Source organism: Streptomyces sp. NPDC056161, assembly GCF_042268025.1.
In the GTDB taxonomy this organism is placed as follows: Bacteria; Actinomycetota; Actinomycetes; order Streptomycetales; family Streptomycetaceae; genus Streptomyces.
This window is the reverse complement of sequence record NZ_JBHJUV010000006.1, coordinates 125,223-149,418: the sequence shown is the minus strand read 5'-3', so window position 1 is coordinate 149,418 and position 24,196 is coordinate 125,223. Positions and strand designations below refer to the sequence as shown.

17 protein-coding genes are annotated in these 24,196 nt (G+C 72.9%); 10 read left to right on the top strand and 7 right to left on the bottom strand.

The window, feature by feature from the left end:
• Positions 1–73: 73 nt before the first annotated feature.
• From ACFC09_RS08080 to ACFC09_RS08070, 3 genes are all read right to left on the bottom strand, one after another.
• Positions 74–2,512 (bottom strand): dolichyl-phosphate beta-glucosyltransferase, encoded by a 2,439-nt coding sequence (locus tag ACFC09_RS08080; RefSeq protein WP_376524905.1) that lies wholly within the window; start codon positions 2,510–2,512, stop codon positions 74–76.
• Complete coding sequence (locus tag ACFC09_RS08075) at positions 2,509–3,201, bottom strand: GntR family transcriptional regulator (RefSeq protein WP_376525038.1); 693 nt, start codon at positions 3,199–3,201, stop codon at positions 2,509–2,511. Before ACFC09_RS08075 ends, ACFC09_RS08080 begins: the two co-directional genes overlap by 4 nt.
• 109 nt (positions 3,202–3,310) lie before the next feature.
• On the bottom strand, positions 3,311–4,666 hold the full coding sequence (locus tag ACFC09_RS08070) for an aspartate aminotransferase family protein (protein ID WP_376524903.1): 1,356 nt from the start codon (positions 4,664–4,666) through the stop codon (positions 3,311–3,313).
• A gap of 297 nt (positions 4,667–4,963) precedes the next feature.
• Between ACFC09_RS08070 and ACFC09_RS08065 the strand changes: the two genes are divergently transcribed.
• Positions 4,964–7,204: a protein kinase gene (locus ACFC09_RS08065; protein WP_376524902.1), complete on the top strand. Its 2,241-nt coding sequence runs from the start codon at positions 4,964–4,966 to the stop codon at positions 7,202–7,204.
• 209 nt (positions 7,205–7,413) lie between these two features.
• Positions 7,414–9,030 (top strand): PstS family phosphate ABC transporter substrate-binding protein, encoded by a 1,617-nt coding sequence (locus ACFC09_RS08060; protein ID WP_376525036.1) that lies wholly within the window; start codon positions 7,414–7,416, stop codon positions 9,028–9,030.
• Positions 9,031–9,126: 96 nt separating this feature from the next.
• Here the strand turns inward: ACFC09_RS08060 and ACFC09_RS08055 are convergent, their stop codons facing one another.
• The gene (locus ACFC09_RS08055) at positions 9,127–9,876 is read right to left on the bottom strand and encodes an SLATT domain-containing protein (protein ID WP_376524900.1); all 750 of its coding nucleotides are present in this window, start codon (positions 9,874–9,876) and stop codon (positions 9,127–9,129) included.
• A 245-nt stretch (positions 9,877–10,121) separates the two neighbouring features.
• Between ACFC09_RS08055 and ACFC09_RS08050 the strand changes: the two genes are divergently transcribed.
• The 7 genes from ACFC09_RS08050 to ACFC09_RS08020 all read left to right on the top strand — a co-directional run bounded on the left by ACFC09_RS08050 (position 10,122) and on the right by ACFC09_RS08020 (position 17,044).
• A complete protein-coding gene (locus ACFC09_RS08050; protein WP_376524899.1) occupies positions 10,122–10,466 on the top strand; it encodes a YbaB/EbfC family nucleoid-associated protein in 345 nt (114 codons plus the stop codon).
• 96 nt (positions 10,467–10,562) lie between these two features.
• Positions 10,563–11,162: a recombination mediator RecR gene (gene recR / locus ACFC09_RS08045; RefSeq protein WP_376524898.1), complete on the top strand. Its 600-nt coding sequence runs from the start codon at positions 10,563–10,565 to the stop codon at positions 11,160–11,162.
• A complete protein-coding gene (locus ACFC09_RS08040; RefSeq protein ID WP_376524896.1) occupies positions 11,155–11,829 on the top strand; it encodes a DUF5063 domain-containing protein in 675 nt (224 codons plus the stop codon). Before recR ends, ACFC09_RS08040 begins: the two co-directional genes overlap by 8 nt.
• 369 nt (positions 11,830–12,198) lie before the next feature.
• A complete protein-coding gene (locus ACFC09_RS08035; protein WP_376524894.1) occupies positions 12,199–13,476 on the top strand; it encodes an aspartate kinase in 1,278 nt (425 codons plus the stop codon).
• Positions 13,473–14,525, top strand: a complete 1,053-nt coding sequence (locus tag ACFC09_RS08030; RefSeq protein ID WP_376524892.1) for an aspartate-semialdehyde dehydrogenase — start codon at positions 13,473–13,475, stop codon at positions 14,523–14,525. Before ACFC09_RS08035 ends, ACFC09_RS08030 begins: the two co-directional genes overlap by 4 nt.
• A 627-nt stretch (positions 14,526–15,152) precedes the next feature.
• Positions 15,153–15,827 (top strand): SigE family RNA polymerase sigma factor, encoded by a 675-nt coding sequence (locus ACFC09_RS08025; protein ID WP_376524891.1) that lies wholly within the window; start codon positions 15,153–15,155, stop codon positions 15,825–15,827.
• 185 nt (positions 15,828–16,012) lie between these two features.
• A complete protein-coding gene (locus ACFC09_RS08020; RefSeq protein WP_376524889.1) occupies positions 16,013–17,044 on the top strand; it encodes a hypothetical protein in 1,032 nt (343 codons plus the stop codon).
• Between the two features lie 219 nt (positions 17,045–17,263).
• On the opposite strand, the gene ACFC09_RS08015 is transcribed toward ACFC09_RS08020, so the two are convergent.
• On the bottom strand, positions 17,264–18,076 hold the full coding sequence (locus ACFC09_RS08015) for an SURF1 family protein (protein ID WP_376524887.1): 813 nt from the start codon (positions 18,074–18,076) through the stop codon (positions 17,264–17,266).
• 149 nt (positions 18,077–18,225) lie between these two features.
• Here ACFC09_RS08015 and ACFC09_RS08010 point away from each other — a divergent pair, with 149 nt between their 5' ends.
• Complete coding sequence (locus ACFC09_RS08010; protein ID WP_376524886.1) at positions 18,226–19,998, top strand: prolyl oligopeptidase family serine peptidase; 1,773 nt, start codon at positions 18,226–18,228, stop codon at positions 19,996–19,998.
• A gap of 316 nt (positions 19,999–20,314) precedes the next feature.
• On the opposite strand, the gene ACFC09_RS08005 is transcribed toward ACFC09_RS08010, so the two are convergent.
• Together ACFC09_RS08005 and ACFC09_RS08000 are read right to left on the bottom strand one after the other, a co-directional pair.
• Positions 20,315–22,213, bottom strand: coding sequence for an NAD-binding protein (locus ACFC09_RS08005; RefSeq protein WP_376525035.1), 1,899 nt, complete (start codon positions 22,211–22,213; stop codon positions 20,315–20,317).
• Between the two features lie 1,121 nt (positions 22,214–23,334).
• The coding region (locus ACFC09_RS08000; protein ID WP_376524884.1) for a hypothetical protein at positions 23,335–24,196 on the bottom strand (862 nt) is incomplete at its 5' end.

The window sequence follows — 24,196 nt, the reverse complement described above, 5'->3', positions numbered from 1 at the left end:
TCCTCGCATCGGCGCGCGGCACGGTTGCCCGCACAGCAGGTGGAAAGGGAAGGGTAGTCGCTGCGGTGCGGAGTCAGCTCCCCTCGTGCAGGTCCCATACCCATACGCCGCCGGTCCACTTCCCCGGCCTGCCGGTCAGCTTCGTCAGGGCCTCGCGCAGCGGACCGTCGTTGGTCTGCGGGGCGAGCACCAGGACGCCCGCCTTCCAGTACGCGAAGTCCCGCCGGGCCTGCGCCTGCCAGTCCTTGCCGATGTCCGGGACTACACCCGAGTAGCGCACGTCGCGCAGCAGGTCGGAGGTGTAGCGCGGGACGGCGCCGTAGATGCCGACGCGGTCCGCGCCGTAGGGGCCGTTGAAATAGCCGCCGGGCAGCTTGAAGCCGAGGTCGGCCGCGGTCTGCCAGTGCAGCGCCTCCGCGGCTCCCGGGTCGGGCAGCGGCACCGGGACAAGTGATTCGCCCTGGTGGACGTACGGCTTCCACATCCCGTCCGCGATGAACGCCGGCACCGGCGCCCGCTCCACCGACTTCAGCGGCGCCGGGACCAGCGGCAGCAGCGCGAGGGCGACACCGAGCAGTCCCGCGTACCCGGCGTACCGCGCCTGGGGGGTGCGCACCGCGGTGGCCAGCCGTTCCACGGCGACGGCGAGCAGCACGCCCAGCGCGGGCGCGCAGATCATCGCCACCCGGCCCTCGATGACCGACTCGAACAGCGGCAGCCGGCCGAGCCACGCCCACGGACCGGGGAAGACCGTGTCGGTGAGCGGGATACGGATCTTCGGGCCGAGCGACAGCACCGCCGCGGCCACCGCCGTGAACGCCAGCGCCTTGACCAGGGCCCGCTCCCACAGCCGTACGACGATTGCGAGGGCGAGGGCGACCAGGGGCCAGCCGTAGAAGGCGTTCTGCTCGGTGGGATTGAGCGAGAGGGAGTTCGCCGTCTGCGCGTCCCCGGCGATCAGCGAGCGCTCGGCGAAGGCGACCAGGGACAGCGGGCTGTTGCCCGCGTTGTCGCCGTGCAGCACGCTCTTGTAGCTCTGCGGTCCGGCGAACTGCCAGTACAGCGGGTAGGCGACCAGCGGCAGGCAGACCGCCGCGCCGATCAGCACGCCCTTGGCCAGGGGCCGCCAGGCCAGCCGCGCCACGTTCCGGCGGACGACCGCGTACCCGGCGGTGAACAGCAGCAGGCCGAGCGAGGCGAGCAGCAGCGGTTCCTCGCCCAGGAAGATCTGGTACGCCGTCATCAGGCCCAGCACGATCCCGTCCCGCACCACCCGGGCGCCCGCGCACAGCCGCAGCAGCCGGTCGATGATCAGCGGGACCATGAACAGGACCACGAAGTTGGGGTGCGCGTTGGCGTGGCTGACCATCGGCGGGGCGAAGGCGGCCAGGGACGCGCCGAGGAAGGCGGCGGCCCGGTGCCGCACCACCCGTTTCACGATCAGCCAGTACCAGGCCGCCGCGGTGGCGGCCAGGCCCAGCGCCATGCAGACGCTCAGCGCGATGGCCGGTCCGGCCAGCAGCGTCAGCGGCGCGAGGGGCACCGACAGGCCCAGCATGACCGTGTTGGCCATCAGGTTGACGCCGTCGGGGAAGCCCTGGAGGTCGGAGAAGAGCGGGTTGTGCAGATGGGCGATGTTCTTTGCGGTCACCGCGAAGAACCACTCCCACTGGTTCTGGTCCTGGAGGGAGTCGGGGAAGTAGCGGTGGCCCGGGTCGAAGAAGCGGCCCGAGTAGAGGGCGACGGCCATCAGCAGGAACAGGACGGCCGCCAGCAGGTCGGCGGGGCGCGGCGCGCGGGCCCGCAGCCGGACCAGGTCGGCCAGCACACGCGCGTAGTCGAGCGGACCGACCTTGGAGCCGGGCTGGTGGCTCCAGCGCACCGGGACCTCGGCCACCGGCCAGCCCGAGCGGTGGAAGTGGTGGAGCACCTCCACGTCGATGCCCCAGCCGTCCAGCCGGGAGGCCGCGAACGCGGTGCGCGCCCGGTCGCCGTCGAACAGTTTGAAGCCGCACTGGGTGTCCCGGATGCCGGGCACCGCGGTCGCGCGTATCAGGAGGTTCCCGGCCCGGCCGAGCCATTCGCGCACCGGGTGCTGCCGGTGGGCGATGTCCGCGCCGGGCACGGAACGCGAGCCGATCGCCCCCGTGTTGCCCTCGCTGAGCGCCTTGTCCAGCCGCTCCAGCTCCTCGATGGGGGCGGCCAGGTCGGCGTCGGTGACCAGCACCCGGTGTCCGCGCGAGTCGGCGACGCCGAGCCGCAGGGCGTGGCCCTTGCCGCGGTTGCGGGGCGAGCCGACCAGCCGGATCCGGGGATGCCCGAGACCGGTGACGACGTCCCGGGTGCCGTCGGTCGAACCGTCGTCGGCGACGACGACCTCCCATGCGCCCCAGCGGCCCTCGGTCTCGCTCAGATAGCGGGTGATCGCGGCGAGGGTGGGGCCGAGGCGTGCCTCCTCGTTGTAGGCGGGGACGACGACGCTGAGGTCGACCGTCTCCGGGCCGCCGTTCACCGCGCCGCCAGCCGTTCGATGAGGGCGAGGGAGTGCGCGTTGTACGCGGCGACGACCGCGCGGGCCGCGGCGGCGTCCCGGCGGCCCAGCGCGTCGACCAGTTCGGTGTGGCCGGACCACAGCAGGCCGCGCACCTCCGGCAGGCGGCGCAGGTGCTGCACCGCGCACATCCAGGACAGCAGGCGCAGCCGGTGCAGGAAGTCGGACAGGTAGGGGTTGCCGAACAGGGCGCCCAGCTCGCGCCAGAAACGCAGGTCGTAGCCGATGAGCACGGTCAGCTCGCCGGCCCGCGCGGCCCGCTCGGCCTCCTCGCCGCGCCGCCGGACCGCGGCGAGCGCCGCCGTGGCCCGCGGGTCGGCGGGGTCCCGGAAGGCGTCGTGCTCCTCGGACAGCACCCGGAACATGCCGTCGGTGACCAGGCTGCGGGCCGCGACCATGGCGCGGAAGTCGGCCGGCGAGTACTCCGGGACCCGGAAGCCGCGGTGCTGGTCGGCCTCCAGGATGCCCTGCGCGGACAGGTCGACCAGCGCCTCCCGGACGGGAGTCGCCGACACGCCGTACTGGTCGGCGATCTCCTTCACCGTGAACGCCAGCCCCGGCTGGAGCCGCCCCGCGAGCACCTCGTCACGAAGCGCGTCCGCGATCTGCTGGCGCAGGGTGCTGCGCGTCACGGCGCCGTTGCCCGGCATCGTCGGCGGCCTCTCCTCACACGAACGGGTGATGTACTCGCTTATGTCTACGAGCACGCCACCTTACGCGTTCGGGTTGCAGCCGGTGCGCCTCGGTGCCCGGGAGGGCTCACTCCGTGTAGGTGTCGGCCACGGTCAGGGCCGCGTCCAGGGCCGCGAACCCCTCCTTCAGCTCGGCCTCGGAGACGGTGCAGGGCGGCACGACGTGGGTGCGGTTCATGTTGATGAAGGGCCACAGTCCGTGCTGCTTGGCGGCGGCGCCGAACGCGGCCATCGGGGCGTTCGCCTCGCCCGCCGCGTTGTACGGCACCAGCGGCTCGCGGGTCTCCCGGTTCCTGACCAGCTCCAGCGCCCAGAACATGCCGACGCCGCGCACCTCGCCCACGCTGGGGTGCCGCCCGGCCAGCTCCCGCAGCGCCGGCCCCACCACGGACTCGCCCAGCCGCTTCGCGCCCGTGACGATGCCCTCCTCCTCCATGGCGTTGATGGTGGCGACGGCGGCGGCGCAGGCCAGCGGGTGGCCGGAGTACGTCAGCCCGCCCGGGTAGGGGCGCCTGCCGAAGGTCTCGGCGATCTCACCGGAGACGGCCACCCCGCCGAGCGGCACGTATCCGGAGTTCACGCCCTTCGCGAAGGTCATCAGGTCCGGTACGACGCCGAACAGGTCGGCCGCGAACCACTCGCCGGTCCGCCCGAACCCGGCCATCACCTCGTCCAGGACGAAGACGATCCCGTGCCTGTCGCACAGCTCCCGCACGCCCGCGAGGTAGCCGGGCGGCGGCATCATGATGCCCGCCGTGCCGGGAATCGTCTCCAGGATGATCGCGGCGATCGTGTGCGGTCCCTCGAAGGCGATCGTGGTCTCCAGGTGCTCCAGCGCCCGCGCGCACTCCTGCTCCTCGGTCTCGGCGTAGAAGCGGGAGCGGTAGAGGAACGGCGCCCAGAAGTGGACGACGCCGGCGAAGCCGCTGTCGGAGGCCCAGCGGCGCGGGTCGCCGGTGAGGTTGACGGCCTGCTGGGTGCCGCCGTGGTACGAGCGGTACGCCGACAGCACCTTCTGGCGGCCCGTGTGCAGCCGCGCCATGCGCACGGCGTGCTCCACGGCGTCCGCGCCGGCGTTGGTGAAGAAGATCTTGTCCAGGTCGCCGGGCGTCCGCTCGGCGATCAGCCGGGCCGCCTCGGAGCGGGCCTCGACCGCGAACGCGGGCGCGAACGTGGCCATGGACGCGGCCTGCTCCTGGATGGCGGCGACGACCTTGGGATGCCCGTAGCCGATGTTGGTGAAGACGAGCCCGCTGGTGAAGTCCAGGTAGCGCGTGCCGTCGTAGTCCCAGAAGTACGACCCTTCCGCGCCGGCCACGGCGAGCGGGTCGATCAGCTCCTGGGCGGACCAGGAATGGAACACATGCGCACGGTCCGCCGCCTTCACTGCGGCGCCGGCGGCGGGGTTGGGCTGAGGGGTCATGGCGGTGAGGTTAGATGTCCGGGACGCGGGCCGGACATCGGCGTCCTGTTCTGTGGTGGAGGGGTTTCCGCGACAGGTTGTCGACGGCGTCGGCGCTGCCGCGCCCGTGCTGGGTGCACCGCCGCGCTCGTGCCCGGTGCCGCGCTCCGTGCCGTACCGGTGCCGATCGGAGGCGTCGGGTCCGGTGTCGCCCGGAGGCGGGGGTGCGGCAGTCGCGTGGACGGTGTCGGCCGACATGTTCGAGGGTCGCACTATTCTCGGTGCGCGGCACACACACTTGGGGGAGGGAGCGGTTCCGTGGAGAAGCTTGGGCCCGGCGACCCGCGCGAGATCGGGGCGTACCGGCTGCTGGCGCGGCTGGGCGCGGGCGGCATGGGACAGGTATATCTGGCCCGGTCGGGCCGGGGCCGCACCGTCGCCGTGAAACTGGTCCGCGAGGAGCACGCCCGGAAGGAGGAGTTCCGGGCGCGGTTCCGGCGGGAGGTGCAGGCCGCACAGCGGGTCGGCGGAGCCTGGACGGCACCGGTCCTGGACGCGGACACCGAGGCCGCCGTGCCGTGGGTGGCCACCGGGTACGTCGCGGGGCCCAGCCTCCAACAGGTCGTCGAGCGCGATCACGGGGCGCTGCCCGAGCGGTCGGTACGGATCCTCGCGGCCGGTCTCGCCCACGCCCTGAAGGACATCCACACCGCCGGGATCGTCCACCGCGACCTCAAGCCGTCCAACGTGCTGCTCACCATCGACGGACCGCGGGTCATCGACTTCGGGATCGCGCGCGCCCTGGAGACCGCGCACGGCGACGGGCTCACCAGCGTCGGCTCGCTGGTCGGCTCGCCCGGCTTCATGGCGCCCGAGCAGGTGCGCGGCGACCGCATCACCCCCGCCTGCGACGTCTTCTGCCTCGGCTCCCTGCTCGCCTACGCGGCGACCGGCGCGCTTCCCTTCGGCGGTGCCAAGAGCGGGGTGCCCGCCCTGATGTTCCGCATCGCCCAGGAGGACCCCGACCTCACCGGCGTCCCCGAAGGCATCGCCGACCTCGTCCGGGAGTGCCTGCGCAAGGATCCGGCCGCGCGGCCGACGCTCGACCGGATCCTCGCGCACACCGACGCCGAGGACATGGTGTCCGACGGCCGGTCACGGGACCCGTGGCTGCCGGCCTCCCTGGTGGCCCAACTCGGCCGGCACGCGGTGCGGTTGCTCGATACGGAGGACCCGGAGGGCGGCACCCCCGCGGACGGCCCGGCACCGGGCACGGATCCGGCGGGGCCGGGCCGCGGACCCGTTCGCGATGACGGCGGCGCGGCGGTGCCGGGCGGTGGCCCGGCGTCTCCGTACGGCGGTGCGCAGGTGCGCAACGGTGACACGGCGCCCGTGCTCGGTGGCATGGCGGTGCCGGGCGGTGGCCCGGCGTCTCCGTACGGCGGTGCGCAGGTGCGCAACGGTGACACGGCGCCCGTGCTCGGTGGCATGGCGGTGCCGCACGGTGGCCCGGCGTCGCCGCGCGGCGGTGCGACGGTCCCGGACGGGGGCGCGGCGGATCCGCACGCGGGCGCGGCCGGGCCGGACGGGGGCGGGACGCCGCGGGACCGGGTGCCCCCCGCGGGGGAGCCCGGCGTGCCCGCCCCGGACGCCTCCCCGGAACACGCCCCGGCCGCCCCGCCGTGGCCGGGCAGCCAGGGCGGCCCGGCCGGCGAACCGCCGCTCGACCACCTCCCCACGATGGCCGCGGGCCGGACCCCCCCGCCGGACGCCTCCCCGGCAGCCCCCGCACCCGGCGCATACGGCGCTCCGGGCGGGTACGCGGACCCGGGGGCGCCCGGTGCGTACGGCCCCTCGCGCGAGCACACCCAGCCGGCCGGCCACGGCCGCCCGCAGCAGCCGTACCCGCCGTACGGCGACGGCTCCGGCCCGAGTCCGCGGTACGGGCCCTCGCCGATCGCCCCGGACTCGTACGGCCTCGGACCCGGACCCGACCCGAAGAGGGAGCGGCGCGGCGGCCGGGCCTCCGTGCTGCTCGTCGCGATCGCGCTGGTCGCCGCGCTCGCCGCGGGCGGCACGGTGTACGCGGTGCTGAACCAGGGCGCCGCGGACGAGCACGCCCGAGGCGGCACCGGCACCACCGCCCCACCGGACAGCGGCAGGCCCACGACCGGTGCGCCGCCCTCCTCGGGGTCCGCGGACGGCGCGGTGCCGACCGCGTACCTGGGCACCTGGACGGCGTCGATCGAGAACGCCGCCGGGCACAACACCCGCGAACTCACCATCGAGCAGGGGAAGGTGGGGGAGTCCGTGCTGACGCTGGTCGCCGACGGGCCGAGCGACGGCGGCGGCACCTATCACTGTGTGTTCCGGGCGGAGCTGACCGAACAGCCCGGCGGCGAGGGCCCGTTGCGGATCGGCCCGTCGACCGTGGCCACCGCCGAACCGGCGTCGTCGTGCACTCCCGGCTCGGCCACCGAGATCAGCCTGCTGCCGGACGGCCGGATCCGGCGTACGACGCAGAGCAGCGGGGAGACCCTGACGTACAGCCGGGGGTGAGCGCGGCGGGTGCGCGAGGGCGGGTGCGCGAGGGCGGGTGCGAGGGGCGGGTGCGACGGGCGGTCCGGGCGCGGTCCGTGCGCCCAACGGCCGTTTCCCGTGCGGTGGTTGAACGTCCGGAGAACTTCTGCGGACGAGGCCCGAATGCCCTCTCTCCTGCGCCTACGGTGACCCCACCTTGACTCGGAGCAGTGGCGGGGGCGCTCACCATGGGCTGGCTGGATCCGCAGAACGTCGTAGCCGTCGGAACCGCGGTGCTGGGTATCGCCGCGTCGGCGGGCATGGTCTGGTACGAGCGCCGGGTGCCGCGCAGCAAGCGGATCGGCTACCGCGTACAGATGGACAACCCCATAGGGGAGGGCGCGGCCGACAATCTCAACCGCCGCCTGGGTCTGTTCGACGAGGCGCCGGACATGGCGGACGCGACCCTGGTGCTGCTGCGCATCGAGAACGACGGCTCGGGGGGCATCGACCGGGAGGACTACACCGGCCCTGACCAGTACGGTCTGACCGCGGTGTTCACCGACCGCACCGTCCGGGGCGTGTCGGTCACCCAGCCGAACCACACCGATCACCTGATGGGCCACTTCGCGCCGGAGCGGGGCTTCGGCTACGAGGGCAGCAGCCTGCGCATCCCCCGGGTCCCGCTCAACCGGGGCGACTACTTCAAGCTGCTGGTGCTGCTGTCCGGCGGCGGTGTCGGGCGGCCGATACGGGTCACGGGCGGCATCCGCAACGGCCAGGTCCGCCTCAACCGCGCGATCCCCGTGGACGACAAGCCGCCGCTGTTCAGCCGGCCCGCGCGGCTCATCAGCATCCTGCTCACGGCCGGCGTCCTCACCCTCGCGAGCATCGTCGTGGCCCAGGGCAGGGAAGGGAAGCCACCGCCGGCCTACTGCGCGACGGGCACGCTGGAGGTCGCCGGCTCGACGGCGTTCCAGCCCGCGCTCGAAGCGGTGGCGGACGCCTACGAGGAGAAGTGCCCGGACGCGGCGATCGAGCTGAAGCTGAAGGGTTCGGTGGCGGGTCTGCGGGAACTGGCGCAGCCGGGCGCGGACGGCCCCGGCATCGCCTTCTCCGACACCCCCAACCCGGAGAACCTGCCCGACCTGGAGGCGGAGATGGTGGCGATGCCGTTCTACGCGCTGGTGGTGAACAACGACGTGCGGGTGGACGGCGAGCGCCTGGGAAACCTCACCACGGCGCAGATACAGAAGCTGTACAGCGGCGACGTCACCAATTGGCGGGAGCTGGGCGAGGGATTCCCGGACCTGGCGGTCCACCTCGTCAGCCGCGACGTCAGCTCCGGGACGCGGCAGGTCTTCCAGCGGCGGGTGCTCGGCCGGAGCGAGCCCGCCCACACCGCCCTGGACTGCGAGCACCTGGACTACGACCGGACCTCGGGCGACCGGGTGCCGCGCTGCGAACTCGACTCCACGAGTGAGGTGCTGGACAAGGTGGGCGGGATCTCGGGCGCCGTCGGGTACAGCGAATGGAACCTCGCGGAGAAGGGGTCCCAGGGGAAACTGCACGCCGTGGACATCGACGGCGAGGCCCCGGGGGACGCGTACGAGAGCGCGAAGAACCTCAAGCCGTACGACTACCCGTACCGCGAGATCGAGTACGTCTACACGCGCGGCACGCCGCGCGAGGGCTCCCTGGCCCTGAAGTTCAGGAACTACGTCGCCGACGGGGACGGGCAGGACATCATCCAGGGTCAGGGCTACATCGACTGCAAGAACTCGGCCGGGAACGCGGACTGCGACGCGTGGGCCCGCACACCCCCGCCGGCACCCGTTCCGCCCGCGCCCGCCAGTGCCCGCTGACGGCCGCCGCCGACCGGACCCCGACCCTGGCCCCGACCTCGGCCCCTGACGCCGGCCCCCGCACGCCGGCCGCCGGGACGCCGTGGTGAGGCACGCTCACCGCGGCTCCGGCGGCCGTTGCCGCGGCATGTTCGGGCGGGTGGGGGTGCCCGGCGGGCTGGGGTAGCGGCCCGGTGCGCCGGCCGGGTCCGGGCGCGGGCCCGGGGCCAGGGCCGTCTGGAGGCCCAGCGGGGCCGTCCCGGTGCGGAACCCCACCATCCAGTCCGCCGTCTCCGTGCGCACCAGTTCCGTCACGTCCTCCGAGAACCGCCGCAGCACCGCGAGGCAGCGGTCGGCGGCCTCGCCCGCGGTCCCCTCCGCCGGTCCCAGCACCTCGCGCACGTTCTCCGACGCCCAGTCGAACTGCAAGACCTGAAGCCGCCGCTGCACGGCCTGCGCGGTCGCCACGTCCCGCATCCACCCGGACGTCACCCCGAAGAACCGGTCGACCCCGAGGCACGCCCCGGCGAACATCAGCGCCAGATACCCCCAGGGCGCGGCCCGGTCGGTCACCCCGGTCAGTTCGAGCAGCGGGAGCGTGGCCCCGCCCACCGTCCCGCAGGCCGTCCCCACCCGCAGCACCAGCGCCCCGCGCCGCTTCCACACCCGGCCCGCGAGGTACCAGGCCGCCGTGTCCAACGCCCCCCGCTCCACCCACCGGTACAGCTCGTCGAGCCGGTCGGCCGGCTCTCCCCAGTCCCCGGGCGGGAAGGCCCGGCCGGTCAGGTCGCCCGGCCGCAGCCCGGCCGCGCCCTCGCCCCGCCCGTCCTGAGGGGGACCCTCGGGCTGCATCTCCGGCTGACCCACCCGGTACTCCCTACTGATCGCGACCGGTCACGTCGCGTGACGAAGGATGCTCACGCGCGGCGTCCTTCCTACCGCCCAATGGGTGGCGAAGACGTAGCTTTCGCGGCTTTTCAACCCGTAAGAGGGGCTTGATCAGGTATAGGAGCCGTGCTGCTCTCACTCGAAAGAGTGGCGGAGCGACGGTCGCATGGACCACGTAGGCTCGTGCACAACGGAGGAAGACGACACCGAACCAGGAGCTGATCGTGATTCCCGGTGAAGGCCAGCCCAATATGCAGCAGCTGCTGCAGCAGGCCCAGAAGATGCAGCAGGAACTGTCGAAGGCCCAGGAGGAGCTGGCGAACACGGAGATCGACGGCCAGGCGGGCGGCGGCCTGGTGACGGCGACCGTGACCGGCGCCGGTGAACTGCGTGGCCTGAAGATCGACCCGAAGGCGGTCGACCCGGAGGACACGGAGACCCTCGCCGACCTGATCGTCGCCGCCGTGCAGGCGGCCAACCAGAACGCGCAGACGCTCCAGCAGCAGAAGCTCGGCCCGCTGGCCCAGGGTCTCGGCGGCGGCACCGGCATCCCCGGCCTGCCGTTCTGACGTTCGCCACCCGCAGGCCACCCGCACCGCCTTCCTAGGGAGGGCGGCGGCCATCTACCGTTACGTACCGGGAACGACTTCAGGAAGGGCAGTCCGTTGTACGAAGGCGTGGTCCAGGACCTCATCGACGAGCTGGGGCGGCTGCCCGGCGTCGGTCCCAAGAGCGCGCAGCGGATCGCCTTCCACGTCCTCCAGGCGGAGCCGACGGACGTGCGGCGCCTCGCCCAGGCGCTGCTTGAGGTGAAGGCGAAGGTCCGGTTCTGCGCGGTCTGCGGCAACGTGGCGCAGGAGGAGCGGTGCGCGGTGTGCCGCGACCCCCGTCGCGACCCCTCGGTCATCTGCGTGGTCGAGGAGCCGAAGGACGTGGTGGCGGTCGAGCGCACCCGCGAGTTCCGCGGCCGGTACCACGTGCTGGGCGGCGCGATCAGCCCGATCGAGGGCGTGGGCCCCGACGACCTGCGCATCCGGGAACTCCTGGCCCGCCTGGCGGACGGCTCCGTCACCGAGCTGATCCTGGCCACGGACCCCAATCTCGAAGGCGAGGCGACGGCCACGTACCTCGCCCGCATGATCAAACCGATGGGCTTGAAGGTCACCCGCCTGGCCAGCGGCCTCCCGGTGGGTGGCGACCTGGAATACGCGGACGAGGTGACCCTCGGCCGCGCCTTCGAGGGGAGACGACTCCTAGATGTCTGACGCCACGCTGCACGCCACGACGCAGAACCCGGACGATTTCGCGGTCCAGATCGCGGATCAGGTGGAGAGTTTCCTGGTGGCCGTCACGGAGGTGGCCAGGGGCGACCAGCCGGACTCGGCGGTCCCCTTCCTCCTCCTGGAGGTCTCCCAGCTCCTGCTGGCCGGCGGCCGTCTCGGCGCCCACGAGGACATCGTCCCCGAGGAGCGCTACGAGACCGACACCGGCCCGGACCCGGACGCGGACCAACTGCGCGAGAACCTCGCCCGCCTCCTGGAGCCGGTCGACGTGTACTCGGAGGTCTTCGACCCCTACGAGCCGCGTACGGCACCGGTGCCCGCCCGGATCTCGGACGACCTGGCCGACGTGATCACCGATCTGCGCCACGGCATGGCCCACTACCGGGCCGGCCGCACCACGGAGGCGCTGTGGTGGTGGCAGTTCTCCTACTTCTCCAACTGGGGCTCCACCGCCTCCGCCACCCTGCGCGCCCTGCACTCGGTCCTCGCCCACGTCCGCCTCGACCAGCCCCTGGAGGAGCTGGACGGCCTCGACACGGACCAGGGCATGGGCGACGAGACCCTGGAGTTCGAGGCGGGCCGGGTGATGCAGCAGGAGATCGCCGCACCGCTGGGGCTGCGCGCGGGCGCTCCGGTGGACGGCTCCTGACGGGCGGCTCCTGACGGGCGCTGTGCTGTGCTGCGGGGCGCGGTCGGCTGGCAGGGGCGGTGGCGGTGCGCCTGAGCGGGGCGGGGCGCACGGGCGGGCGTCCACGGCCGGGCGGGGGCTCGCCGTTCCCCGCCGCTCCCGGCTTCGCCCGGACACGGGGGAACCACCCCTCCGGGGCGCCGGCCATCGGAAACTGTAAGGCGACACACAGCCGTCACTCGCGTATCAGTCGCAAAACTTTGGGCAGGGACTCACCCGACAAGCGCTCGGCGCGAACGTCCGGACATCTCACCATGCGGTACTCAGGAGGGGATATTCGGGCGATCGTTAGACTGGGCGGGCAATCGACACAATGAGCTAGGAGCGCACGTGGGCCTTGTCGTGCAGAAGTACGGAGGCTCCTCCGTAGCCGATGCCGAGGGCATCAAGCGCGTCGCCAAGCGGATCGTGGAAGCGAAGAAGAACGGCAACCAGGTGGTTGTCGTCGTTTCCGCGATGGGCGACACGACGGACGAGCTGATCGAACTCGCCGAACAGGTGTCACCGATGCCTGCCGGGCGAGAGTTCGACATGCTGCTGACCGCCGGAGAGCGTATCTCCATGGCGTTGCTGGCGATGGCGATCAAAAACCTGGGCCACGAGGCCCAGTCCTTCACCGGCAGCCAGGCGGGCGTCATCACCGACTCCGTCCACAACAAAGCCCGGATCATCGATGTCACACCGGGCCGGATCCGTACGGCGCTGGACGAGGGCAACATCGCCATCGTCGCCGGTTTCCAGGGCGTCAGCGCCGACAAGAAGGACATCACCACCCTCGGCCGCGGCGGGTCCGACACGACGGCCGTGGCGCTCGCCGCCGCGCTCGACGCCGAGGTCTGCGAGATCTACACCGACGTGGACGGCGTGTTCACCGCCGACCCGCGGGTGGTGAAGAAGGCCCGGAAGATCGACTGGATCTCCTTCGAGGACATGCTGGAGCTGGCCTCGTCCGGGTCCAAGGTGCTGCTCCACCGCTGTGTGGAGTACGCCCGCCGGTACAACATCCCGATCCACGTCCGCTCCTCCTTCAGTGGGCTCAAGGGCACGTGGGTCAGCAGCGAGCCGATCGAGCAAGGGGACGCGAAGGTGGAGCAGGCCATCATCTCGGGTGTCGCGCACGACACCTCCGAGGCCAAGATCACGGTCGTCGGCGTGCCCGACAAGCCGGGCAAGGCCGCCGCCATCTTCCGCACGATCGCCGATGCCGAGATCAACATCGACATGGTCGTGCAGAACGTGTCCGCCGCGGCCACGGGCCTCACGGACATCTCCTTCACGCTGCCGAAGACCGAGGGCCGCAAGGCCATCGACGCGCTGGAGAAGAACCGTCCCGGCATCGGCTTCGACTCCCTGCGCTACGACGACCAGATCGGCAAGATCTCCCTGGTCGGCGCCGGTATGAAGACCAACCCCGGGGTCACCGCCGGGTTCTTCGAGGCGCTGTCCGACGCGGGCGTGAACATCGAGCTGATCTCGACGTCCGAGATCCGGATCTCGGTGGTCACCCGTGCCGACGACGTGGCGGAGGCCGTCCGCGCGGTGCACAGCGCCTTCGGCCTCGACTCCGAGAGCGACGAGGCAGTCGTCTACGGGGGCACCGGCCGATGACCGCACGTCCGACGCTCGCGGTCGTGGGAGCGACCGGAGCGGTCGGCACGGTCATGCTCCAGATCCTGTCCCAGCGGGCGAACGTCTGGGGCGAGATCCGTCTGGTCGCCTCTCCGCGCTCGGTCGGCCGCAAGCTGACCGTGCGCGGGGAGGAGGTCGAGGTGGCGGCCCTGTCCGAGGAGGTCTTCGACGGGGTCGACGTCGCCATGTTCGACGTACCGGACGAGGTCTCCGCGCAGTGGGCGCCGATCGCCGCGGCCAAGGGCGTGGTGGTGGTCGACAACTCGGGCGCCTTCCGGATGGACCCGGACGTGCCCCTGGTGGTCCCCGAGGTCAATCCGCACACCGCCCGCATCCGGCCGCGCGGCATCGTCGCCAACCCCAACTGCACCACCCTGTCGATGATCGTCGCCCTGGGCGCGCTGCACGCCGAGTTCGGGCTGCGCGAGCTGGTGGTGTCGTCGTACCAGGCGGTGAGCGGGGCGGGCCAGGCCGGAGTGGAGACGCTGCGGGCTCAGCTGGCCCTGGTCGCGGGCACGGAGCTGGGGACCAGCCCCGGTGACGTACGGCGGGCCGTGGGGGAGCGCACCGGGCCGTTCCCGGAGCCGGTCGCGCTGAACGTCGTGCCCTGGGCGGGGTCGCCGCGGGAGGACGGCTGGTCGTCGGAGGAGATGAAGGTGCGGGACGAGTCCCGCAAGATCCTCGGGCTGCCGAAGCTGCCGGTCGCCGTGACCTGCGTCCGGGTGCCGGTGGTCACCGCGCACTCGCTGACCGTCCACGCCCGCTTCCAGGGCGAGGTCACCGTGGAGCGCACCCGGGAGATCCTGGCCACGGCACCCGGCGTGGTGCTGTTCGACAACCCGGCGGCCGGCGAGTTCCCCACCCCCGCCGATGTGGTGGGGACCGATCCGACCTGGGTGGGCCGGGTGCGGCGGGCGCTGGACGACCCCACGGCGCTCGAACTCTTCGTCTGCGGGGACAACCTGCGCAAGGGCGCGGCGCTCAACACCGCGCAGATCGCGGAGCTGGTGGCGGCGGAATACGCGTGACCGCGCGGCGGGTCACGGATCCGCTGGATCCGCTGGATCCGTCTCCCGGTCGTGCCGCGCCGCACCGGACGTCCGCGACGACGGGATTCCGGTCTCCCGCCCCGGTCCGAGTCCCGGCCGGAGTCCCGGCCGGAGTCCGGGCCGGGGTCCCGGCCCGGAGGAACCCGGTCCGGGTCCGTACTCACCTGAGGCACCGGAAATGCCCGGACGCCGGAAATGCCCTGGTCCGGTGGGGATCGGGGGGCCGGCTCCGCGGGGCAGTGTGGCGGGGAGCATGGTTCGGACCACTTGATCAGGATGCCCTCTGCATCCGAAAATTTTCCTCCCCGCTCTCCGCAACCGTGCGCAGGGCGGGGAGCGTCTTTGCGATCGCCTCTTCGGGGCGGTACGTGTGAACGTCCCCCCGTCGGGGCGTGGGGACGCGATGATCCTGGCGTGGGGACGCCGTGATCGGGGCGTGGGGACGCCCGTTCATATGGGACACAGGGGAAGAACGGGGCGTATGGCGACATATGAGGAATCGTCGGGTGGGCTGCCCGGCGTGCAGACGTCGCCGGTCGCGCCGTCCGACGCAAAAGTGACGTCCGGCACGTACAACCCCTGTGGGGGGAAGCGTGTCCAACTGGCGTGGCTGAGGTACTCGAATTCAGTACGGCGGTGCGCGGCGCGTCCCTGCGCCCCCGCCCCGCGGCGCTGCGTCCCCGCGTCCCCGGCGTGCCCGGTGGTATGCCGGTGATCGCGCCCATGCCCGCAGCGCGGCCCGCCCGCATCCCCGGCCAGCGCGAGGGCGCCGAGGAGACCGCGGCGGCCGGTACGACGGTCGACCACCTCACCGAGACCTACCGGGCGCACTACCGCTCGCTGCTCGGCCTCGCCGCGCTCCTCCTCGACGACACCGCCTCCTGCGAGGACGTCGTCCAGGAGGCGTTCATCCGCGTCCACTCGGCCCGCAAACGCGTCCGGGACCCGGAGAAGACCCTCGCCTATCTGCGCCAGACGGTCGTCAACCTGTCCCGTTCCGCCCTGCGCCGCCGCATCCTCGGGCTGAAGCTGCTCTCCAAACCGATGCCCGACATGGCGAGCGCGGAGGAGGGCGCGTACGACCAGCTGGAGCGCGACTCCCTGATCAAAGCGATGAAGGGCCTCCAGCGCCGCCAGCGCGAGGTCCTGGTGCTGCGGTACTTCGCGGACATGACCGAGGCGCAGGTCGCCGAGTCCCTCGGCATCTCGCTCGGCTCCGTGAAGGCGTACGGCTCGCGCGGCATCGCGGCGCTGCGACTGGCCATGGAGGCGGCCACATGAGCGAGCCCCGCGAGTTTGGCGAGTCCCTCGGCCGTCCCGAGCCCGATGCCCGGCCCGAGCCGCCGGGGCGGCACGACCAAGACAAGACGCAATCGCACGCTGGGAACGGAACTGTGAACCACGGCCCCGACGATCAGGCCCCCACCGGGCCCGACGGGTTCGGCCAGGAGGAAGGGGGCTTGTCCATGGCCCCCACGGGGCCGGACGGCCCCGACCCGGACGAACCGGACCTGCGTCGGCTGCTGCACTCGGCGGTCCAGGACCTTCAGCCGCGCGACGGCACCCTGGACCACCTGCGGCGCGCGGTGCCCGCCCGGCGGACCCGCAGGCGGCACGCCGCGGTCGGCATGGCGGCGGCGGCCCTGTTCGTCGGCACCGCCGTCCCGGCCCTCGTCCACGTCTCCCAGTCCGGCGGCACCGATCCCCACACCTCCATCGCCGGTGACGCCTCCCAGGCCCAGGGCGGCGCGGGCCGGGGCGCGGACCCGGGCCGCGGGACCACCGCCACGCGCGGCGGCCACGACGAGACCGCCGGCCAGGACAAGGGCGGCACGAAGGACGTGAACCCGGACAAGGGCCGTGACACCGAGGGCGGCACGGACGGCGCCACCGGCCCCGTGTCCACCAAGGGCGCCGTCGCCCCGGCGTGCACGGCCACCCAGCTGGGCCAGGCCACCGCCACCGTGGAAGCCCCCGACTCCGCCGGCGTCGTCTACGGCACCTTCCGGGTCACCAACGTCTCCACCGCCGGTTGCAGCGTCGACGGCGCGGGCACCGTGAGCGCTCTCGCCCAGGGCGCCGCCGACCCGGCCAGGATAAGTACGGTCCGGCACGCCGCGGGCGACGCCGCGGCCGGCCTGCCCGCCCCGTCCCAGGAGGCCACCGGCCTGCTCCTGCTGCCCGGCGCCGCCTACGAGGAGAAGTTCGCCTTCGTACCCTCGGAGACCTGTCCCCCGGGCAACGGCGGCACCGGCGGCCCCGGCACCGGCGGTCCCACCGGCGACCCGAGCCCCAGCCAGCCCCCCGCCGCCTCGGGCAGTACGTCCGACGGCGGCGCGGCCGGCACCAGTACGCAGATGCTCCCCGCGGAGGGCACGGCCGACGGCAGCGTCCAGGTGTCCCACACTCCGCAGGCGGGCGCGCCGACCGTCGCCACGACGGTGCCCGGCGCCTGCGCCGGGACGGTCTACTGGACCGGAGTGCTGGCCGGCTCCTAGGCACCGCCTCCGGCAGCCCACCTGCCCGGCGGACCACCGGCGAGAGGCGGACCGCACGCCACCAGCCCGCCTCGGCGGATCAGCCCCGTACCCTCGGCGGACCGCGCTCCCGTATCCCTGGCGGGCCGGACTCCCGTACTCCCGGCGGATCAGCCCCGTACCCTCGGTGGACCGCGCTCCCGTATCCCTGGCGGGCCGGACTCCCGTACCCCCGGCGGATCAGGCGACCGACGGGCTGGCGGCCTTCTCCCCGGCCTTCTCCTCGGGCTCGCCCTCCGGGAACAGACCCAGTTCCGCGTCCCGGGCGTACTCCGCCTCCCGGCGCAGCAGCCGGAACCACATGAAGACCACGAAACCCGCGAAGACGAACCACTCGCCGGTGTACCCGAGGTTCTGGAACGCCTTCAGGTCGAGCCCCGAGCCCTGCGGCACCGTCGCGGGCACCGCCGTCATCCCCGCGTCGCCCTTGTCGAGCGTGATCCACGCGTCGTACACCGGGTACGACACCAGGTTCACCAGCGATCCCGAACTGATCGCCGCCGTCTGCCCCGGCGGCAGCCCGCCCTGGGCGCTCACCCCGTTGTCACCCGGTGTCTCCGACGCCTGCAACGCACCGGTGACCGTGACCTCGCCGGTCGGCGGGGCGGGCGCCTTCGCCGCGTCCGCGGTGCCGGGCAGCCAGCCGCGCACCACGGGCAGCGCCTTGCCGGAGCCGGTGCGCAGCAGCGTCAGCACGTAGTAGCCGTCCCTGCCGTCGAGCTGCCGGTCGGGTACGAGGAGCTGCTTGTCGTAACGGCCGGTGGCGATGGCCCGCTTGCCGGACGTGGCCGTGTCGACGGGCAGCAGACCGGCGAGCGGCAAAGCCGCCTCGGTCCGGTCCGTGGTGACCTTCTCGGACGCGTCACGGCCTGCCTGCACCCGCGACTCGAACCGGCTCAGCTGCCACGATCCCATGAAGACGCACAGCGGGATGGCGAGCAGCGCGAAGACGTTGATGCCCCACCAGCGGGGAGTCAGCAGAAACCGGTACACGCCACCACGGTACGGGCTGTTCCCAGGCGTTCGGGCGGGGGGTCGCCGACAGCGGCGCCGGGTTGTCCACAGGCTGGGGGTACTCCGCCACGGCCGTCGGCGGGACCAGGCAGTATGGGGCCATGACTGGGGCCAGGAGTGAGAGCAGAATGCCGGACTGGGAGAGGCGCTTCCGCGCGCCGCGAGTGTCGTTGCCCGACTGGGCGCAGGACGCGCCCGACCGTTCCCTGTTCGTGTCGAACGCGACGGGGACCTACGAGCTGTACGCGTGGGACCGCACCACGGGAGCGCAGCGTCAGGCCACGAACCGGCCGAACGGTACGACGGACGGGCTGCTCTCCCCGGACGGCGCGTGGATCTGGTGGTTCGACGACAAGGACGGCGACGAGTTCGGGGTGTGGCGCCGGCAGCCGTTCACGGGCGGCGACGACGAACTCGCCACACCGGGGCTCGACCCCTCCTACCCGGCCGGTCTCGCCCTCGCCCGGGACGGCCGCACGGCCGTCGTCGGGCGCTCGACGGACGAGGACGGCACGACGATCCATGTCGCCCGCGAGGGTGAGGCGCCGTTCGAGCTGTACCGGCACCGCGAGTCGGCGGGCGTCGGCGACCTCTCGCACGACGGCGCGCTGATCGCCATCGAGCACACCGAGCACGGCGACGCCATGCACTCCGCGCTGCGCGTGCTGCGCCCGGACGGCACGACGGTCGCCGAACTCGACGACAGCGAGGGCGGGACCCGGGAGCTGGGCCTCGAAGTGCTGGGCTTCGCCCCGGTCGACGGGGACACCCGGCTGCTGATCGGCCACCAGCGCCGTGGCCGCTGGGAGCCGCTGGTCTGGGACGTGGCGTCGGGTGAGCAGACCGATCTGGACCTGGACCTCCCGGGTGACGTGAGCGCCGACTGGTATCCGGACGGCAGCGCCCTGCTCATCGCGCACAGCTTCGAGGCGCGCAGCGAACTGTTCCGCTACGACCTGGCGAGCCGCGGGCTGACCCGCATCCCGACGCCGCCGGGCTCGGTCTCCGGCGCGACGGCCCGCCCCGACGACAGCGTGGAGTTCCTGTGGTCGTCGGCCGCCGAGCCGTCCGCGGTGCGTTCGACGACGGGCCAGGTGGTCCTGGACCCGCCGGGGATGAGGTGCCCGCCCTCCGTCGAGGTGGAGGACGCGTGGGTGACCGGGCCCGGTGGCCGCATCCACGCGCTGATCCAGAAGCCGGCCGGGGCGAGCGGCCCCCTCCCCACCGTCTTCGACCTGCACGGCGGCCCCACCTGGCACGACAGCGACTCCTTCGCCGCGGGCCCGGCCGCCTGGGTGGACCACGGCTATGCGGTGGTCCGGGTCAACTACCGCGGCTCGACGGGCTACGGCCGCGCGTGGACCGACGCCCTGAAGCACCGGGTGGGTCTGATCGAGCTGGAGGACGTGGCCGCGGTCCGCGACTGGGCGGTGTCCTCGGGCCTGGCCGACCCCGCCCGTCTCGTCCTCACCGGCGCGTCCTGGGGCGGCTACCTCACCCTCCTCGGCATCGGCACCCAGCCGGACGCCTGGACCGTGGGCATCGCCGTGGTCCCCGTCGCGGACTACGTGACGGCGTACCAGGACGAGATGGAGGCGCTGAAGGCCATGGACCGCACGCTGCTGGGCGGCACCCCCGAGGAGGTCCCCGACCGCTTCCGGGCCTCGTCCCCGCTCACCTACGTCGACGACGTGAAGATCCCCGTCTACATCTCCGCCGGGGTCAACGACCCGCGCTGCCCCATCCGGCAGATCGACAACTACGTCGCACGGCTCGCGGCCCGGGACGCGGTCCACGAGGTGTACCGCTACGACGCGGGCCACGGCTCCCTGGTGGTGGACGAACGGATCAAGCAGGTACGGCTGGAACTGGACTTCGCGGAGCGGCATCTCCCGAAGTAGGGCCATAGGGCGGCGTAGTCCGCAGGGCGCAGTGGGCCGGGTGGTGAAGCGGGCCGGGTGGTGAAGGGCCGGGTGGTGAAGGCCCGGCTGGTGGGTCGGGGCGGGTGGTGGAGCGGGGCCGGGCGGCGGAGAGGGACGAGTGGCGTGGGCTTTCACTTGCCGCGGCAGCCCGTGCCGCTCGCCCCGCCGCCCGTGTCGGCCGCCCGCCGCCGCCCGTGCCGGCCGCCCGCCGCCGGGCTCGGGCGGCCGACGGCTTCCGGCGGCCGACGGCTCCGGGCGGGCCGACGGCCCCGGGCGGGCCGGCCGGTGCGGGGGTTTACGGGGTCCGGTGGTGGTGGCCCAGCAGTTCCGCCAGTCCCTGGCGGGTCGCCGCCAGCACCACCCGGTCACCGGCGCTCAGCACATGGTCGGCGGACGGCTGCTGCTGCTTCCCCTCCAGCGCCAGCACCCGCCAGGCCCCGGCCCGGAACGCCTCGGCCACGCTGCGCCCCTCCAACTGCGGATGCCCGTCCACATCCACGGCGGCGAACAGCAGCACCTCCCGCTCGACCGGGATCGCGCCCAGGATCTGCCGGCCGAACATCGCTCCGGCGAAGGCGGGCGCGGCCAGGTGCGTGACGCTGCGGCTGCGGGTGACCGCCCGGGGGTGGGCGGCCCGCAGGGTGCGGTAGACGGCGGTCGCGAAGTCGTCGTCGTACAGCCGCAGCAGCACCCGCAGGTCGGGGCGGACGGACCGGGCGTACAGCACGGCCTCCAGATTCGTGGTGTCCGCGCTGGTCACCGCCAGCAGCGCGTGCGCCCGGTGGATCTTGGCAGCCTCCAGCACGCCTTCCTGCGTGACGTCCCCGAGCACCACCGGCACCCGTAGCCGCCGCGCCGTGGCGAGGCCGCGCGCCTCCGGATCGGCCTCCACGCACACCACCGGGATGTGCAGCTCCCGCAGCCGGGTCAGCACCCTGGTGCCGATCTTCCCGAGGCCCAGCAGCACCACGTGCCCGCCGAGTCCGCGCGGCGGCTTGCGCAGCGTGGTCGCGGTCCGGAAGGTGCCGAGCGCCTCAAGGACCGCCGCCAGCAGCACCGGCAGGAGCAGCAACCCGACCAGACCGGACAGCAGTTGCAGGATCTGCCGCCCCAGCGGCTTGCCCAGCGCCGGTTCGTCGATCGCGAACAGGTCCAGCAGCGTCAGGTAGAACGCGCCCAGCGGATGGATCCCCGTCACCAGCCACAGCGCCAGGGCCAGCGCGATCACACACCCCGCGAGCCCGGCCAGCGACCAGCGCAGCCGCCGCGAGAACAGCGAGGCGAAGGGCGGTACGACCCCGGTGCGGCCGGCCGGCAGCGGCTGCCCGGCGGCGTACGACACCTGCTCAAGGACGATGCTCCCGCAGCCCGTGGCGCCCGGCACGTCCGCCTCGTCGGGCAGGAGTTGCGGCCCGCGTTCCCCGCCGCCCTCGGAGCCGTCCGCGCCGGCCGGATCGCCGCCGGTCGCCGACAGCAGCGCCAGGGTGCGCAGCCCGTGGTCGGCGACCTGTCCCGGGGCGAGCGGCGGCCGTTCCACCGCGCGCAGCAGCAGCCCGTCCGTCTGGACGACCTTGCGGGTGCCGGCGACCGCGGTCGCGACCAGCGCGGGGGCGGCGGTGTCGGCGTCGGACAGCACGGTCGTCGACGCGTCACCGACGGAGTCGGGGCCGTCGCCGGTCGCCAACGCGGCGGCCTGGTCGAGGAGTTCCTCGATGTGCTGGCCGAGCCGCCGGTTGTAGAGCCGCAGCACGAGCCGCAGTCGCGGATTGAGCCGACGGGCGGTCAGCGCGGCACGGATGTTGGTCTCGTCGTCGTCGTACACGAGAGCCAGCGCGGCGGCCCGGTCCACGCCCGCGTCGGCGAGCACCGCCTCGGTCGGCTCGGCCGCCTCCAACACCCGGTCGGTGCGGCCGGTCTCACCGCCGGAGCCGCCGGAGCCGCCGGTACCGCCGCTGCCGAGCCCGGCGAGTCCGGTGCCGAGTCCGGCGAGTCCGGTGCCGTTGCCCGCGGCCCGGCCGACGGCCGCGTTCACCCGGTCCAGCAGCGCGGCCGACGCGGCCCGCGCCCGCCCGACCACCGGGGGCCGTGCCGTGCGCGCGCCGGCCGGTACGACGAGGGTCACCTGGGCGCCGTACACCCCGCGCAACTCGGCGGCCAGCCGGTGCGCGAGCCCGTCGTCGCCGCACACCACCATGGGCGCGGGCGCACCACCCGGTCCACTCTGCATCGGAACGTTCCCCACGGGAGAGAAGACTGCCGCACCGGGAAAGACGGTTCCAGCGGAGGCGGGAAGGAACGGGGGCGGGAGCGGTGAGCGCCGGGGCCTTCCCGGAGGTTCAGCAGGGTGTTCCCGGGAAGGCCGTCGGTGATGCGTGGCGCGGGGTCGTCATCGGCCGGGGGCGGGCCGGTTGGCAGGTGCGGCGGGGGAGTGCCCGAAGGGTTGTCCGGCGGGGCCTGACCTGGGTTGTGTGGTTGCGGCTCCGGCAGTTGCGTGCTGTCCGCTGCCCGGTGTGGTGGGCAGGTAGGCGGCGACGGATGCGGCGTAGGGGTTGTGTGGCAGGGTCGGCTGAGGCGGCTGGGTCGGCTGGGCCGCCAGGGATCGGCGGTCGAAATTTTCTCCGCGCAAGAGGACCCGGGCGTTGAACCGGAGCAGGAGATCTTGCCATTGGGGCTGTTGGAGCTGTTGGGCTCGCTGGTACGAGGTCTCGTCCACTCCGGCGTTCCGAATGGGCCCGTGGACCGCGGAATCACTGAGTTCGAGTCGTGGGTCGGCCAGGAAGGGCGGGGGCGACACGTTGGCCTGTTCGGGTGGCTGGGGTGCGTTGAGGGTGACTATGAGTGGCTGCTGGCCCTCCCTCCCCACCGATTTCGGGTGGAGAGCGACCCGGAGTCCGGGGGGAGGCATCACCGGCCATCCCTCGGACGTCTGCCGGTGGACCTCGTACACGTCCAGTGCGGCAAGTTGCGCCGTCTCACTCTCGTCAACCTGCGCCGGGGCGGAGTCGGCGGCAGCCTCTTGGCCCGCGATGTGCCGCAACCCCAGCTCGTCTCGGGTGAACGCTGAGAGGTCGTCGGCGCGCGGTTCCGCCAACTGTTGTGCTCTGCGCTGCTGGTCGTCGTTCAGGGGAGGCATAGGGGATGTGCCTTTCTGTGGGCCTTCGGCGGAGTTGTTCTGAGGGGTGGGTCATCCTGGGCCAGGGGCCGGCCGGGTCGGTGTGTGGGTGCGGTGTGCTGCGTCCCTCGACGAGTGGCGGATCCGGACAGGATCGTCAGGCAGCGGATCGCGTGACCGCCGTGGCAAGGGGGGCGGGGTCGTCATCGGCCGGGGGCGGGCCGGTTGGCAGGCGCGGCGGGGAAGGAATGGAACGGTTGCCAGGCGGGGCCTGATGCGGGATGTGTGGTTGCGGCCCTGGCATCTTCGTGCTGTCCGGTGCCCGGCGCGGTGGGCAGGTAGGCCGCGGCGGACGTGGCGTAGGGGTTGTGTGGCGGGGTCGGCTGGCTTGGCGGGGTGTGGGCGCTCGACTCGTTCCGGCGGTCGACCTGGGCTTGGTACTCCTGCAGTAGACCTATCTTCTGGAGTTCTCGGGCTGCCGTGTACGAGTCTTTGTCCACTACGACGTTCATGAGGGCTTTCTCGACCGGGGGACTGTCGAGTGCGAGGTGTGGGTCGGCCAGGAAGCGCGGGGCCGGTTTGCCGAAATCTTCCTTCAGCTGGGGTGTGTTGAGGGTGACGATGAGGGGATCTCCGCCCACCTTTCCGACCGATGCCGGGTGAAGGGCGACCTGAAGTCCGCGGGGAGGCATCGTCGGCAGATCCGGATACATCTGCCGGTGGGCCTGGTACACGTCCAGAGCGGCGGTCTCGGCCGTCAGGCTCTCTTCAGCCTGTGCCAGGACGGACGCGACGGTGGACGTGGCGTAGAGGTTGTGCGGCTGAGTCGGCTGGCTTGTCGAGGTGTGGCTGCTCGACTCTTCCCGGTGGGAGATCTGGGCTTGGTACATGGGCAGTAGACCTGGCCTCTGGAGCTTTTGGGCTGCCGTGTACGAGATTTTGTCCATTCCGGCGTTCATGAGGGCTTTGGCGACCGGGGGACTGTCGAGTGCGAGGTGTGGGTCGGCCAGGAAGCGCGGGGCCGGTTTGCCGAAATCTTCCTTCAGCTGGGGTGTGTTGAGGGTG

Excerpts from the sequence above, each read along its gene's own strand:
- ACFC09_RS08075 (WP_376525038.1), bottom strand. The coding sequence starts at position 3,201 with ATGCCGGGCAACGGCGCCGTGACGCGCAGCACCCTGCGCCAGCAGATC.
- ACFC09_RS08070 (WP_376524903.1), bottom strand. The coding sequence starts at position 4,666 with ATGACCCCTCAGCCCAACCCCGCCGCCGGCGCCGCAGTGAAGGCGGCG.
- ACFC09_RS08060 (WP_376525036.1), top strand. The coding sequence starts at position 7,414 with ATGGGCTGGCTGGATCCGCAGAACGTCGTAGCCGTCGGAACCGCGGTG.
- ACFC09_RS08040 (WP_376524896.1), top strand. The coding sequence starts at position 11,155 with ATGTCTGACGCCACGCTGCACGCCACGACGCAGAACCCGGACGATTTC.
- ACFC09_RS08030 (WP_376524892.1), top strand. The coding sequence starts at position 13,473 with ATGACCGCACGTCCGACGCTCGCGGTCGTGGGAGCGACCGGAGCGGTC.
- ACFC09_RS08020 (WP_376524889.1), top strand. The coding sequence starts at position 16,013 with ATGGCCCCCACGGGGCCGGACGGCCCCGACCCGGACGAACCGGACCTG.
- ACFC09_RS08010 (WP_376524886.1), top strand. The coding sequence starts at position 18,226 with ATGCCGGACTGGGAGAGGCGCTTCCGCGCGCCGCGAGTGTCGTTGCCC.
- ACFC09_RS08005 (WP_376525035.1), bottom strand. The coding sequence starts at position 22,213 with ATGGTGGTGTGCGGCGACGACGGGCTCGCGCACCGGCTGGCCGCCGAG.